This is a genomic window from Bradyrhizobium sp. 26S5, assembly GCF_036923295.1.
GTDB classification, from domain to species: domain Bacteria; phylum Pseudomonadota; class Alphaproteobacteria; order Rhizobiales; family Xanthobacteraceae; genus Bradyrhizobium; species Bradyrhizobium septentrionale.
The window spans coordinates 2,245,133-2,259,251 of the sequence record NZ_CP145948.1; the positions used below are offsets into that span (position 1 = coordinate 2,245,133).

The 14,119-nt window shown below is 65.6% G+C and carries 14 protein-coding genes; 10 read left to right on the plus strand and 4 right to left on the minus strand.

All coding sequences use genetic code 11. The features are described 5' to 3' along the window. Window positions 1-38 precede the first annotated feature (38 nt). Window positions 39-1,376, minus strand: a complete 1,338-nt coding sequence (locus V5279_RS10500; protein WP_338697061.1) for an MFS transporter — start codon at window positions 1,374-1,376, stop codon at window positions 39-41. 217 nt (window positions 1,377-1,593) lie between these two features. Here V5279_RS10500 and V5279_RS10505 point away from each other — a divergent pair, with 217 nt between their 5' ends. Both V5279_RS10505 and V5279_RS10510 read left to right on the plus strand, forming a co-directional pair. After that, window positions 1,594-2,625, plus strand: a complete 1,032-nt coding sequence (locus V5279_RS10505) for an alpha/beta fold hydrolase (RefSeq protein WP_338697063.1) — start codon at window positions 1,594-1,596, stop codon at window positions 2,623-2,625. A gap of 15 nt (window positions 2,626-2,640) precedes the next feature. Beyond that, window positions 2,641-3,588: a fatty acid desaturase gene (locus tag V5279_RS10510; protein WP_338697065.1), complete on the plus strand. Its 948-nt coding sequence runs from the start codon at window positions 2,641-2,643 to the stop codon at window positions 3,586-3,588. Between the two features lie 66 nt (window positions 3,589-3,654). Here the strand turns inward: V5279_RS10510 and V5279_RS10515 are convergent, their stop codons facing one another. Further along, window positions 3,655-4,266: a TetR/AcrR family transcriptional regulator gene (locus V5279_RS10515; protein ID WP_338697067.1), complete on the minus strand. Its 612-nt coding sequence runs from the start codon at window positions 4,264-4,266 to the stop codon at window positions 3,655-3,657. 151 nt (window positions 4,267-4,417) lie between these two features. Between V5279_RS10515 and V5279_RS10520 the strand changes: the two genes are divergently transcribed. The 8 genes from V5279_RS10520 to V5279_RS10555 all read left to right on the plus strand — a co-directional run bounded on the left by V5279_RS10520 (window position 4,418) and on the right by V5279_RS10555 (window position 11,999). Continuing rightward, window positions 4,418-5,443 carry a histone deacetylase family protein gene (locus V5279_RS10520; protein WP_338697069.1) on the plus strand — a complete coding sequence of 342 codons (1,026 nt, stop codon included), beginning with the start codon at window positions 4,418-4,420 and terminating at the stop codon, window positions 5,441-5,443. Between the two features lie 152 nt (window positions 5,444-5,595). Further along, window positions 5,596-6,525, plus strand: coding sequence for a Gfo/Idh/MocA family oxidoreductase (locus tag V5279_RS10525; RefSeq protein WP_338697071.1), 930 nt, complete (start codon window positions 5,596-5,598; stop codon window positions 6,523-6,525). 2 nt (window positions 6,526-6,527) lie between these two features. After that, window positions 6,528-7,598 carry an aldose epimerase family protein gene (locus tag V5279_RS10530; RefSeq protein ID WP_338697073.1) on the plus strand — a complete coding sequence of 357 codons (1,071 nt, stop codon included), beginning with the start codon at window positions 6,528-6,530 and terminating at the stop codon, window positions 7,596-7,598. Window positions 7,599-7,633: 35 nt separating this feature from the next. Continuing rightward, a complete protein-coding gene (locus V5279_RS10535; RefSeq protein ID WP_166308189.1) occupies window positions 7,634-8,512 on the plus strand; it encodes an SMP-30/gluconolactonase/LRE family protein in 879 nt (292 codons plus the stop codon). Between the two features lie 59 nt (window positions 8,513-8,571). Further along, on the plus strand, window positions 8,572-9,318 hold the full coding sequence (locus V5279_RS10540) for a TetR/AcrR family transcriptional regulator (protein ID WP_338697075.1): 747 nt from the start codon (window positions 8,572-8,574) through the stop codon (window positions 9,316-9,318). Window positions 9,319-9,337: 19 nt separating this feature from the next. Beyond that, window positions 9,338-10,207, plus strand: coding sequence for a hypothetical protein (locus V5279_RS10545; protein ID WP_338697077.1), 870 nt, complete (start codon window positions 9,338-9,340; stop codon window positions 10,205-10,207). Next, window positions 10,207-11,130, plus strand: coding sequence for a DUF1932 domain-containing protein (locus V5279_RS10550; protein WP_414645915.1), 924 nt, complete (start codon window positions 10,207-10,209; stop codon window positions 11,128-11,130). Before V5279_RS10545 ends, V5279_RS10550 begins: the two co-directional genes overlap by 1 nt. Window positions 11,131-11,216: 86 nt before the next feature. After that, on the plus strand, window positions 11,217-11,999 hold the full coding sequence (locus V5279_RS10555) for an SDR family NAD(P)-dependent oxidoreductase (RefSeq protein WP_166303475.1): 783 nt from the start codon (window positions 11,217-11,219) through the stop codon (window positions 11,997-11,999). A 305-nt stretch (window positions 12,000-12,304) separates the two neighbouring features. Here the strand turns inward: V5279_RS10555 and V5279_RS10560 are convergent, their stop codons facing one another. Both V5279_RS10560 and V5279_RS10565 read right to left on the minus strand, forming a co-directional pair. Next, entirely contained in the window at window positions 12,305-13,108 is an 804-nt protein-coding gene (locus V5279_RS10560) for an enoyl-CoA hydratase (protein WP_338697081.1), read from the minus strand. Window positions 13,109-13,258: 150 nt separating this feature from the next. Continuing rightward, on the minus strand, window positions 13,259-13,963 hold the full coding sequence (locus V5279_RS10565; RefSeq protein ID WP_338697083.1) for a hypothetical protein: 705 nt from the start codon (window positions 13,961-13,963) through the stop codon (window positions 13,259-13,261). Window positions 13,964-14,119 lie beyond the last annotated feature (156 nt).

The following is a 14,119-nucleotide window of genomic DNA, read 5'->3' on the forward strand; positions in this document are numbered from 1 at the left end:
CGTTATTCTCGCGGCGGCCCTATTGCGCCGGACTTGCCTCACGCCGCCTTCAGCTGCACCCGCTTGATCTCGCCGACGATGAAGAGGTAGGCGATCGCCGCGACCAGCGCGTTGGCGCCGACGAACACCAGCGCGCCGTTGAACGAGCCGGTGGCGGCCAGGATGTAGCCGATGATGATCGGCGTGGTGATCGAGGACAGGTTCCCGAAGGTGTTGAACAAGCCGCCGGAGACGCCGCCGGCTTCCTTCGGCGAGGTGTCCGAGACCACGGCCCAGCCGAGCGCGCCGATGCCCTTGCCGAAGAAGGCCAGCGCCATGAAGCCGACCACCAGCACCTGGCCGTCGACGTAGTTGCAGGCGATGATCGACATCGACAGCAGCATGCCGCCGACGATCGGGATCTTGCGCGCGATGGTCAGTGAGCCGGTGCGGCGCAGCAGGTAGTCCGAGATCACGCCGCCGAGCACGCCGCCGATGAAGCCGCACAGCGCCGGCAACGTCGCGACGAAGCCTGCCTGCAGGATCGAGAGCCCGCGCTCCTTGACCAGATAGACCGGGAACCAGGTCAGGAAGAAGTAGGTCAGGGTGTTGATGCAGTACTGACCGATGTAGACGCCGAGCATCATGCGGTTGGCGAGCAGCTGGCGGATGTGGTCCCAACTCGGGCCGCTGTCGTGCTTTTTACCGTCCTTCGCCGCGTCCATGTCGACCAGCGCGCCGCCCTCTTTGATGTAGTCGAACTCGGCCTCGTTGATCGCGGGATGCTCCTTCGGCTCGTGGATCGTCTTGATCCAGGCGATGCCCATGACGATGCCGAGCCCGCCCATCACGTAGAACACGTGGCGCCAGCCGTATTCGTGCGCGATCCAGCCCATCAGCGGCGCGAAGATCACGGTCGCGAAATACTGCCCGGAGTTGAAGAAGGCCGATGCGGTGCCGCGCTCATTGCCGGGGAACCAGGCCGCGACGATGCGGGCATTGGCCGGGAACGATGGCGCTTCGGCGAAGCCGACCAGAAAGCGCAGTGCGAACAGCAGGCCCACGGCCGCGCCCGCTGAGAGAAACCCGACCAGGCCCTGCAGCGCGGTGAAGATCGACCAGACGATGATGCTGATCGCATAGACCCACTTCGAGCCGAAGCGGTCGAGCAGCCAGCCGCACGGCACCTGGGCGATCACATAGGACCAGCCAAAGGCCGAGAATACGTAACCCATCGCGACGGGGTCGAGATGCAGTTCCTTGGAGAGCGCGGGGCCGGCGATCGAGAGCGTGGCGCGATCGGCATAGTTCACGGTGGTGACGAGAAACAGCATCGTCACGATCAGAAGCCGGACGCGGGATCGCCGCGCGTCCGCAGCGGACACAATCGCGCTCATTAGCGCCTCCTTGAAAAAATTTCCTCGGGGGCAGTCCTAGAGAGATGACGACAATGGGTCCAAGCCGAAACGGGTATTGATCCATACCGATTTTGAATGGATCGGCCCGGTGCGATGCCACCTTCGCCCCTGTTGCCTCGGCTCCCGAATTAATGTACTACAAGTACAGTTATTGTGAGCGCAGCGTCGCGCCCTGCATACTTGAGGTCGAATGCGCATGACCACGCCACGCGACTATGAGGTGTTCGAGGCCGGTGACGTGACCCTGCAGGGCGGCGCCGTGTTTCCGCAGCTGAGGCTGGCCTACAAGACCTACGGCACGCTCAACGCGGCCGAGGACAACGTCATCCTCTATCCGACGTCGTTCGCCGCCCAGCATTGCGACATCGAATGGCTGGTGCAGCCGGGCGGAGCGCTCGATCCCGAGCGTTACTTCATCGTCATCGCGAATCTGTTCGGCAATGGCCTGTCGTCCTCGCCCTCGAATTCGGGCGAGGTGCTCGGCGGCGCGCCGTTTCCAGCCTTCACCTATCATGATGCGGTCGCCGTCCAGCGGCGGCTGCTGGTCGAGCGGTTTGGCGTGACGAAGCTCGCGCTGGTGTACGGCTGGTCGATGGGCGGCATGCAGGTCTATCATTGGGCCGCGCGCTATCCCGACATGGTGGAGCGCGCAGCCGTGGTCTGCGGCAGCGCGCGGTGTTCGCCGTATAACCATGTGTTCCTCGAGGGGGTGAAGGCCGCGCTGACCGCCGATCCCGCCTACCGGGATGGCCGCTTTGTCAGCAAGCCTGCAGCAGGTCTTCGCGCGATGGGGCGCGTCTATGCCGGCTGGGCGATGTCGCATGAATTCTATCGCGAGGAGGTCTGGCGCGAGGCCGGCTTCAACTCATTGGAGGACTACCTCGCGGGATCGTGGGACGGCGCATTCGCGCGGCGCGATGCCAATGATCTGCTGGCGCAGATCGCGATCTGGCAAGCCGGTGACATCAGCCGCTGCGATGAATTCGGTGGCGACTTCGACCGGGCGCTGGCGGCGATCAAGGCGCACATTCTGCTGATGCCTGGCCGCACCGACCGCTATTTCGACCCGCGCGACAATGAGGATGAACTCGGCCGCCTGGTCAACGCGCGCTCCGCGGCGCTGCATGCCATTCCGTCGATCCACGGCCACCGCGCCGGCAATCCGGTCAACAACGCCGTAGACCGCGCCTTCATCAACGCCGAGATCTCGGCGTTGCTGCAACGCTGACATGTGAGACCGACCATGAGCACCGCAGAGACCAGTGCTGCCGGACCTCGCCTGAAGCCGCTCAGCCCGCTGATCCTCCGCGACCTGTCGACCAAGTCGAACCTTTCAGGCGCGGTGCGCGCGGCGAGCCATTACGGGATGATCGTTGTGGTCGGCGCGCTGATCTCTTTGCTCTCGTCGCGCTACGGTTTGCCGTGGGCGGTGCCGCTGATTGCATTGCAGGGCTACTTCGTCGCGTTCCTGTTCATGGTGGTGCATGAGACCGCGCACAAGACGGCGTTCCGCAGTCACGCCCTCAATCTGGCGGTCGGCAATCTGTCCGCCTTCATGATCGGATTGCCCTACCAATATTACTGCCTGTTCCACTGGGACCATCATCGCTACACCCAGGATCCGGAGAAGGACCCGGAGCTGATCGTCGGTCCCAAGCACGCGTCGGACACCCAGCTCGCGATCGCCTATTCCGGCCTGCTGCAGGTATTGGTGCGCATCCGCCTGATGTTGCGGCACGCGCTCACCGGGAAGGTGACCGTGCCGTGGATTCCGGAGCACAAGCGGGCGGCGATCGTGCGGGAAGCGAGACTCTATCTCGCGGGCTATCTGCTGTTGCTGGTGGCATCACTCGCGCTGCACAGCGCGATCCTGCTATGGGTGTGGATCGTGCCGCTGCTGGCCGGTCAGTTCGTCCTGCGTCCCTATCTCTATGCCGAGCACACCGGGTGCGAGCGGACGCGGAGTGCGTTCGAGAACACGCGCACCACGATGACAGGCCGGATCATGAAATGGTTCGCCTGGAACATGCCTTACCATGTCGAGCACCATGCCTATCCGACGGTGCCGTTCCATGCGCTGCCGAAGCTGAACGCCATCGTCGATGGCCATATCGTGTATCGCGGCAGCAACTACCGCGCCGTGACGCGCGAGACCTGGGCCTGGTTTCGCCGCCAGCGGCAGCACTCTTGAAGTTTGAGCATGATCTCGTCGGAAAACCGCGACGCACTTTTCCGGATCATGCTCTGCCTGATGAAGTTAGGCGTCTGCGTTCGGCCGGAGCACCAGATTGACGAGATTGCGGGCATAGGCCGGGGTCAACGGCTTGATGCCGAAGACGTAGCGATAGAACAGGCTGCCGTAGATCGCGTCATAGATATCGCCGGGCACGCCCGGCGCGCCGATGCTGCCGTCCTTCTGGCCGGCGGTGATGATCTCCAGCATCCTGCTGCGACGCAGACCGAGATAGCGCTCGTAGAACAGCTCCGCTGCGCCGGTCTTGGAGATGCATTCCGAGATCACCGCGAGTTGCACCCGCCCGAACTCGCCCTGCAGCGCCTCGACATAGGTCGCGACATGGCGGCGGATGCGAGCGACCGGATTGCCGGTTTCGGGCAACGGCACGGCGCGCGAGGCCTGGTCGAGGAAGGCATCGATCAGCAACGCCTCGCGCGACGGCCACCATTTGTAGATCGTCATCTTCGAGACGTTGGAGTGTTTGGCGATCGCATCGATGGTGGTGGCGGCAAGGCCAGTGGTCGCCATCAGCGAATAGGCGCTTTGCAGGATCGCGGCCGTGGTCGCGGCGGAGCGCGGCCGGCCGCGCCGCCCCGTTGTCGCATCCTCCGTCTCCGCCTTGCTGCTCGCCATGGCCAGGCTCGGTTTCCTGCGCCTTTGAATCATTGCACTGCATGCGGACATAGCATGAAATCGCGCGCTGTTTCAGATCATCGCCGCCGCTGGTAGTGTACAACGCGCAAGCCAAGGCTTAGCCCCGCCGCTGATCGAACAGGAGTGTCCCGTGAAGGCCGTCTACAGTGATCTGCACCGCAGCCATGATCCGCAATTCTTCCTGGTCCGCGGTGTGGTCCAGCGCACCACCGAGCAGCCCGAGCGCGCCGACCGTCTGCTGGCGGGCCTGAGGGCCGGCAAGCACACGCTGATCGAGCCGACAAAGTTCGGGCAGGGGCCGCGGGCGCGGGTGCACAGCCCGGAATATCTGAGCTTTCTCGCGGATGCCTGGGATGAATGGTCCGCGCTCGGCAATGCCGGGCCGGAGATGATCGCCAACATGCATCCGGTGCGTAACGCCGGCACCTATCCGAGCCATATCGTCGGCAAGCTTGGCTGGCACACGGTCGACACCGCGGCCCCGATCGGCCCCGGCACCTGGGCCGGCGCCTGCGCCTCGAGCGACGTCGCGGTCACCGCTGCGCAGATGGTGCTTGACGGCGAGGACGCGGTCTACGCGCTGTGCCGTCCGCCCGGCCACCATGCCTACCGCGATCTCGCCGGCGGCTTCTGCTTCCTCAACAACAGCGCCATCGCGGCCGAGCATCTGCGCCAGAAGCACGAGCGCGTCGCGATCCTCGATGTCGACGTGCATCACGGCAACGGCACGCAGGGCATCTTCTACGAGCGGCCGGATGTCTTCACCGTCTCGATCCACGCCGATCCGTCGTTCTTCTACCCCTTCGTCTGGGGGTACGCCCATGAGCGCGGCGCCGGAGGCGGTCTCGGCACCAATCTCAACATTCCGCTGGCCAAGGGCACCGGCGACGACGGCTACATGAAGGCGCTGGCGGCGGCGGAGCGGGCGATCCGCTCCTTCGCACCGACCGCGCTGGTGGTCGCGCTCGGCCTCGACGCGTCCGAGAAGGACCCGCTCGCCGGCCTCGCGGTCACCACCGACGGCTTCCGCCGCATCGGCGAGGGGCTGGCGCGGTTCGGCCTGCCGACGGTGCTGGTGCAGGAGGGCGGCTATCTCTCCGATATCCTCGGGGCCAATCTGACGGCCGTGCTGGGCGGGTTCGAGGCCGCGCGCTAGACGCGGTCTTGAGAAACGGTCTTGCAACGGGGCGTGGCGGATTTTCCGGATTGCAACCAAACCAAGAGCGTGCGGTTAATGTTGGGCGCTGACCCGTGGTCTTGCGCTGAGAGTGTTTGCCGATCAGGGCAGCCGACAACACGAGGACGGGCATGAGCGACTTGCTGCGTATCGCTATTGTCGGCTTCGGCGAGATCGCGTGCCGGCAGCATGTGCCGGCGATCGCGAAGATTTCGGGTGCGGCCCTGGTTGCGGTCGCCGATCCCGCCAAATCGCCCGCGGGCCTGCCGCATTTCCGCGACCTGCACGAACTGCTGCGCGACGGGCCGGAGATCGATGCGGTCGCGCTGTGCACGCCGCCGCAGATCCGTCACGCCCAGGCCGCCGCCGCACTCGCCGCGGGCAAGCACGTGCTGCTGGAAAAGCCGCCGGGCGCGACCGTTGCCGAACTCTCGCCGTTGATCGCCGCAGCGCATCAAGCAGGCCGGACATTGTTTGCGACCTGGCATTCGCGTTATGCGCCCGCGGTCGGGCCTGCGCGCAAGCTGCTCGCCGGCCGCACCATCAACAAGGTGACCATCATCTGGAAGGAGGACGTGCGCGTCTGGCATCCGGGCCAGGCCTGGATCTTCGAAGCCGGAGGTTTCGGCGTGTTCGATCCCGGCATCAACGCGCTCTCGATCCTGACCGAGATCCTGCCGCGCCCGCTTCTTGTCAGGAGTGCGACGCTGGATTTTCCCTCCAATCGGGAAGCGCCGATTGCCGCGGAACTCGAGCTCTCCGACGACAGCGGCTTGCCGATCCGTGCCGAATTCGATTTCCGCCAGACCGGTCCGCAGACCTGGGACATTCTTTGCGAGACCGATGCCGGGCTTGTGACGCTGTCAAAGGGCGGCAGACAGCTGCGCGACGGCAGCATGCTCGTCGTCGATGCCGCCGACGAGGAATATCCCGCGCTGTATCGCCGCTTCGTCGCACTGACGTCGGACGGCAAATCCGACGTCGATCTGGTGCCCTTGCAGCTTGTCGCCGACAGCTTCATGCTGGGGCGGCGGCGCCTTGTCGAGGCGTTCGAGGACTGACGATGACATCAGCCGGAACTAGTTGCGCGCCCTTCGGCATGTTGCCCGATGGTACCGTGGTCGAGCGCGTGACGCTGCGCGGCGAGCACGGCTTTGAGGCCGCCATCCTTCCCTTCGGTGCGACGCTGCAGGCGCTAGTAACGCCGGATCGCAACGGACAGTGCGACGACATCGTGCTCGGTCACGACGCGTTCGACTGCTATCTCGCGCAGCGCAAATTCTTCGGCGCGACCGTCGGGCGCTACGCCAACCGGATCGCCGGCGCGCGCTTCATGCTCGATGGCGAAACGGTGCGGCTCGACGCCAACAACGGCCCCAACGCGCTGCATGGCGGGCTGCAGGGTTTTGATCGCAAGCTGTGGCGGATCGCCGAACTCAGCGACGATCCGGGGCCGACGCTGGTGCTGGAGCGCGACAGCCCGCATGGCGAGGAGGGCTACCCGGGCAATCTGGCGACGCGGGTGACCTATCGCGTGCGCAGTCCGATGGAGCTTTCGGTGACCTATGAGGCGACCACCGACCGGCCGACCTGCCTCAACCTCACCAATCACAGCTTCTTCAATCTCGACGGTGCGCGCTCAGGCACGCAGATCCTCGATCACCGGCTCACGATCGCCTCCGAGCATTTTCTCGCGGTGGATGCCACGGCGATCCCGCTACAGGGGCCGCCGCGGCCGGTCGACGGCACGCCGTTCGACTTCCGCAAACCGGTCGCGATCGGCGCGCGGATCAGGATGAATGACGAGCAGCTGCAACTCGGGCGCGGCTATGACCACAATTTCTGTCTGGCCGAGGGGACCGGACCCCGTTTCGCCGCGCGCCTCGAGGCGCCGTACAGCGGCCGCGTGATGGAGCTGTTCACCGATCAACCGGGACTGCAGTTCTATTCCGGCAATTTTCTCGACGGCTCGACCGCCGGCAAGGGCGACCGGCTGTACCGCCAATCCGATGCGCTGTGTCTCGAGCCGCATGCCTGGCCCGATGCGCCGAACCGGCCCGACTTTCCCTCGGCGCGGCTCGATCCCGGGCAGACCTACCGGCGCACCGCCATCTATCGATTCTCGACCGTGTGAGTGATGCCATGACTGACCGTGCCGCCGAGCCGCTCATGGAAGAGGTGCCGACATCCGTGTTGTCGGCCGAACGTTGCCATCTCGGCGAAGGCCCGACCTACGATGCGTCAACCGACACCGCGTGGTGGTTCGACATCCGCGAGCGTCGCCTGTTCGAGCATCGTTTTGCCAGCGGACGGACCGTGATCCACAACCTGCCGAACATGGCGAGCGCGTTGGCGCGGATCGACGGTGAGCGGCAGCTTGTTCTCACCGACGACGGGCTCTATGTGCGGCAGATCGCCAATGGCCGCATGGAGCTGTTCGCTGCGCTCGAGGCCGACAACCCGGCGACGCGCTCCAACGATGCGCGCGTGCATCCGTCCGGCACGTTCTGGCTCGGCACCATGGGGCGCCAGGCCGAGCAGGGAGCGGGCGCAATCTACGCCCTGCACCGTGGTCGCATCACGCAGCTTTATCCTGACATCACGATCCCGAACGCGATCTGCTTTTCGCCGCACGGTGACATCGGCTATTTCGCCGATACCGCGCGCAATGCGCTGTACCGGGTGCCGCTCGATGCCGAGACCGGACTGCCGGTGGGGCAACCCGCCGTCCTGATCCAGCATCACGGCACTGGCGGGCTCGACGGCGCGATCGTCGATGCCGACGGGCTGATCTGGAACGCGCGCTGGGGCGGCGGCTGCGTCGACATCTATGATCCACTGGGCAAGCGTCTACGCTCGCTGCGCGTGCCGGCAAGCCAATCGAGTTGCCCGGCCTTTGTCGGCCGTGACTTCTCACGCGTACTGGTGACCTCGGCCTGGCAGGACATGGATGACGCGCAGCGCGCCGCCGATCCCGGGCATGGCAAGACCTTCCTGCTCGATGCGGCCGCGCGCGGCCGAGCCGAGCCCGACGTCAAACTGTCCTGACCGCGCGCTTGCCGGCCGCCTCGTTGACGCGACCTGATTATTTGGACGATAGTACAAATATGGTCCGCAAACCTGCCAAGTCTGGCGTTAAGGCCGACGTCAAGGCCGCAAGCTCACGCAAGCCCAACATGCGCGAGGCGATCCTCGCCGCCGCCGAGGAGTTGTTCTCGACCTACGGCTTCAACGCCGTCTCGGTGCGCGACATCGCGCAGGCGGCAGGCGCCAATCCCGGCAGCGTGACCTATCACTTCAAAACCAAGGACGGCCTGCTGCTGGAAATCTACCGGCGGCATTGTGGTCCGATGAACCGGCGGCGCTCCGAGCTTTTGGCGGCGGCGCGACGCGTGCGCGATTTGCAGGACCGGCTGGAGGCAATCGTGCGCGCCTATGTGCTGCCGGCCTTCACCTCGGGCAGCGACCTCGCCGGTGGCGGGACGCGGTTCACGCGGCTGCGCGCGATCATGTCGGCCGAAGGGAACGAGGTCGTGCGCAAGATCATCGCGCAGACCTTTGACGACACCAGCCACGCCTTCATCGATGCGATCCATGAAAGCCTGCCGCATATTCCGCGCACTGATCTGGTCTGGCGCGGTCACTTCCTGCTCGGCGCGCTCTACTACACGCTGGTGACGCCGGAGCGCGTTTCGCGCCTGTCGCGCGGCAGCGCCGACGGCACCGACGCCGGCCACGCCATCGAGGAACTGGTGCGCGCGACGGTGGCCGCGCTGCAGGCTCCTCCACTCGATCCTGTGACGCCTGCCCCGCGCAAGGCACCGGGTGCAATTCCCGGACGAGCGCTGACCTGATCCCGCGGAGGCGATCGCCATGGAGAAACTTCGGCTCCGCACCGTGCTCGGCAATCACCCGCACATCCAGGCCGTGAAGGATGGTGAGCTGCGCTCGGAGCTGTTCGACCTCGACTTCACCGAGTTCACGCCGACCAACGCCGCGTTCAAGCCGATGGTGCGCGAGCAGGCGTTCGACGTCTGCGAGATGGCCATCGTGACCTATCTGATGGCCCGCGCGCACGGCAAGCCGCTGGTGTTGTTGCCGGCAGCGATGGTCGGCCGCTTCCAGCACGGTCACGCGCTCTATCGCGCCGATCGCGGCGCGCTCGCGCCTGCCGACCTCGAGGGCAAGCGGGTCGGCATCCGCTCGTTCACGACCACGACGGGAGCATGGATGCGCGGCATCCTGGCCAACGACTACGGCGTCAACCTCGACAGCATCGACTGGGTGACCTTCGAGGACCCGCATATCGCCGAATATGTCGACCGCACCGAACGCGCGCCAAAGAGCAGCACCATCATCCAGATGCTGAAGGACGGCGAGCTCGACGCCGTGCTGGGCGAGACCTCGAGCGATCCCGCGCTCAAGCCGCTGTTCGCCGATCCGGCCGGCGAGGCGGCGCGGTGGTATGCGCGGCATGGTGTCGTGCCGGTCAATCATCTGGTGGTGGTGACAGAGCGGCTCGCGACATCGCGGCCGGATGTGGTGCGCAGCCTCTACGAGCTCCTCAAGCGCGGCAAGGCCAGGGCTGGTCCGTCCGGCGTGCCGGACCTGGTGCCGTTCGGCGTCGAGGCGAACCGCAGGCCGCTCGAACTGATGATCGACTATTGCGTCCAGCAGGCATTGATCCCGCGTCGCGTCGCGGTCGACGAACTGTTTGACGACACAATACGGGACTTGAACTGATGACAATCTCTAGCGATCCGCGGCAATGGCAGATCGGCATGCTCGGCTATGGCGAGGTCGGCCGCATCCTTGCCGAGGATCTGCGCAAGCAGGACGTCAAGGTCGCCGCCTATGACATCAAGCTCGATCGCGGGCAGGGCGCGCCGCTGCGCGCACACGCGGCGGAGATCGGCGTCGCGCTCGCGCAATCCCACGCCGATCTCGCGGCGCGGGCCGATTTCATCATCTCGGCGGTGACGGCGAGCCAGGCGGTGGCGGTGGCCGAGGCCTGCGCGCCGGCGATCGGGAAGGGCGCCTGGTTTCTCGATTTCAACTCGGCCTCGCCCGGCGCCAAGCAGCGCGCCGCCGCTCACATCGATGGCGCCGGTGGCCGCTACGTCGAGGGCGCGGTGATGACCTCGCTGCCGCCGTATCGGATCAAGGTGCCGCTGCTGCTCGGCGGCTCGGGCGCGCGGGAGCTGGCGCCGCTTTTGGTTGCGCTCGGCTTCGCGGCCAAGGTCGCGAGTGACGAACTCGGCGTGTCGTCGGCGGTCAAGATGTGCCGCAGCATCATGATCAAGGGCCTGGAGGCGCTGGTGATCGAGAGCTTTACCACCGCACGCGCCTATGGCGTCGAGGATGCGGTGCTCGCCTCGCTCAAGGAGACCTTCCCTGCCATCGATTGGGAGAAGCAGGGCGCCTATTTCTTCCAACGGGTGATCGAGCATGGCCGACGGCGCGCCGAGGAGGTGCGCGAGGTGGCGGAGACCGTGCGCGAGGCCGGGCTTGCGCCATGGTCTGCGTCTGCTACCGCCGAGCGGCAGGGTTGGATCGCCGATCTTGCCGATGAGGGCGTGTTCGGGCGTAAGGGAACGCCGGACTTCGCCCGCAGCGCAGACTGGCGGACCGAGGCCGATAGAATTCTCGCGCGCATCAAGTCCTGAAACCTGCTGCGGAGAATCCGTCGCGTTCCCTGCGGACGCGCGATGCGCTATTGCTCCTTGAACAGTTTTGGTCTGGAGGCACTTCCATGAAGAATTCCGACAAGGTCGTCGCCATCACGGGGGCGGCGCGCGGCATCGGCAAGGCCTGCGCGGCGCGTTTCCTGTCCGATGGCGCCAGGGTCGTCATCTCGGATGTCGACGCTGCTGGGCTCGTCCACACCGCCAACGAACTCGGACATGAGGATCGGTTGCGGGCCGTCGAAGCCGACGTCAGCAAGCGCGCCGATGTCGATCGCATCGTCGCTACGGCGGTCAAGGAGTTCGGCCGGCTCGACGTCATGGTCAACAATGCGGGCGTGGCGCGCAACCGCGACTTCCTCGAGATCAGCGAAGCCGAATTCGACGACGTCATGGGGATCAACCTCAAGGGCGCGTTCTTCGGCGTCCAGGCCGCAGCGCGGCAGATGATCGCGCAGGGCGGTGGCGGCGTCGTCGTCAACATGTCCTCGGTCAATGCGCTGCTTGCGATCCCCTCGCTTGCGACCTATGCGATGTCCAAGGGCGCCATGAAGCAGCTGACCTCGGTGGCCGCGGTGGCACTGGCGCCGCACGGCATTCGCGTCGTGGCGGTCGGGCCGGGCACGATCCTGACCGAGATGGTGGCGACGGCGATCTTCTCGTCGGAGGATGCGCGGCGCAGCGTGCTGTCGCGCACCCCGGCCGGCCGCTGCGGCGAGCCGAGCGAGGTCGCTTCCGTCGTGGCCTTCCTCGCCAGCGAAGATGCCTCCTACATCACTGGCCAGACCATTTACCCCGACGGCGGGCGGTTGATCCTCAACTACACGGTGCCGGTCAACGAGAAGAAGTAGAGGGCAGGTTCAATCGCGAGCACAGCGAAACTCCTCGGCCTGCCGTTGCAAGGGCGCATGCCAAAATATCGAAAACAACCCCATGCAAAGTAGCCCGCGGCCGGCGTTCGACACGGCAACTTGACATGTCGGGCAAATCGGCGGTATTATTCCGTTATTCAGAAATCACGCAAGTGGCGTCCTCATCCTCACCTGTCATCGCCCGGTTTAACCGGGCGACCCAGTACGCCGCGGCCCATCGGCTCAGGCACGACCGCCTCTGGAATACTGGATCACCCGCATGCGCGGGTGATGACACCGGATGGCTAGCGGCCCTTGAACTGCGGCTTGCGCTTCTCCATGAAGGCGCTGCGGCCCTCGCGGAAATCCGCGCTGTCCATGCAGTCGATGCCGATCTGCTTGATCGCGGCCATGTCGCGATCGGCGGGGTCCTTCAGCACCTGCGCGATGGTGATCTTGGCGGCCTTGATCGCCAGCGGCGCGTTGCCGGAGATGGTGCGCGCGATCTCCATGGTCGCGTCCCAGAGCTCGGCATCCGGCAGCACGCGATCGACGAGGCCGATCCGCAGCGCTTCGGTGGCGTCGATCCGCATGCCGGTATACATGATCAGCCGCGCCCACGACGGGCCGACCAGCGACACCAGATGGCGTAAGCCCTCATAGCCATAGGCGATGCCGAGCTTGGCGGCGGGAATGCCGAACTGGCCGCTGGCGCCGGAGATGCGGATGTCGGTCAGCATCGCGACCTGCATGCCGCCGCCGAGGCAGAAGCCGCGGATGCAGGCGATGGTCGGCTTCGGATAGTCGGCGAGCAAAGCGCGCTGGGCCGCGCTGCGCCGTGAATATTCCTCGGAAGCCTCGGCGTTGTGCCTGGTCTTCTCGAACTGGCTGATATCGGCGCCCGACACGAAGGCCTTGTCGCCGGCGCCGACCAGGATCACGACGCGGACATCAGGATCGTCGCGCAAGGCGATCAGCGCCTCGCCGAGCCCTTCCCACATCTCCAGCGACATCGCATTGCGCTTGTCGGGATTGTTGAAGGTGATGACGCCGACGCCATCGACCACGCTTTGCAGGATCTTGCCGTCGGCAAGCGATTGATCTGACATGTTTGGTATCCGAGGGTCCGGTCTGATTTCGGCCAAACCTAGCACCTGGGTGGAAGCCGGAGCAGGCGCTTTAGGGCACGGCGCGATTGCACCGGCGTGCGGCAACTCTCCCGATAGTTGTGTGGTCTGTAAAATAAACCGCTGCGCGCGTTACGCCAGCTGTTCCGGATCATCGGCCGCGCGTACGCGCGCAATACCCTCTTCGGTCGCATTCGCACCGGCCGCCGCGATCGCAATCTCCCGCGCGAGGTTGGTGCATTCGGCCCACAGCAGGAAGAACACCAGCGGCGGCCGTTCGCGCGCCTCCAGCATCCGCCGGCAGCGCTCCGCCGCACCGTCGAGCGCCCACCACTGCCGGGCGACGACCATGACCTTGCGGAAGCTTCGCAGCGTGCCGGAGAACTTTTGCGGGTCGGCACCCACGATGGTGCCGCAATGGTTCAACCAGTTCAGCCCGGCGTAGATCGCAATCCCGTAATCCTCGATCGGGGTGCCCGTGAAATCGACGACCGTGTTGTCGTGCGCGCGCTGGCGCAGGAAGGCGTCGATCATCTCCGCCTGGCGGGACGGATCGGCCAGCAGCGAGGTGTCCTGCCGCGGCACCATCGGAACATAGCGCATCGCTTCCAGCCGGGTGTGCTCCCAGATCGCTCTGGTATCGCCGAGCAGGTCGCCGGACTTGCGCTTGCAGGCCGGATAGACCAGCACGCCGTTGTCGGCGAGATCGAGATAGCGCGGCACGACCTTGTCGAGTGCGGCGAGAAACGCCAATGGATCGGTGAGGCCGCGCAAGTCGCCGGCGGCGTCCTCCGCGGGTGCAGGCTTGTTGACGCGTGTCCAGCCGAAATTGGCCATCCCCGGGCGCCCCGATCTCAACCTGTCCGTCAGGTTAAATGGAAAATGCGCCAAATCAACTGCGGCATTTGCCGCAACGCGCCCGCTGCTGCCGGTTGACGCGGGAAACCGCCGCGCCTAGCTCATGGTTAATCGGTGCGCAACGCGGTTGCCGCC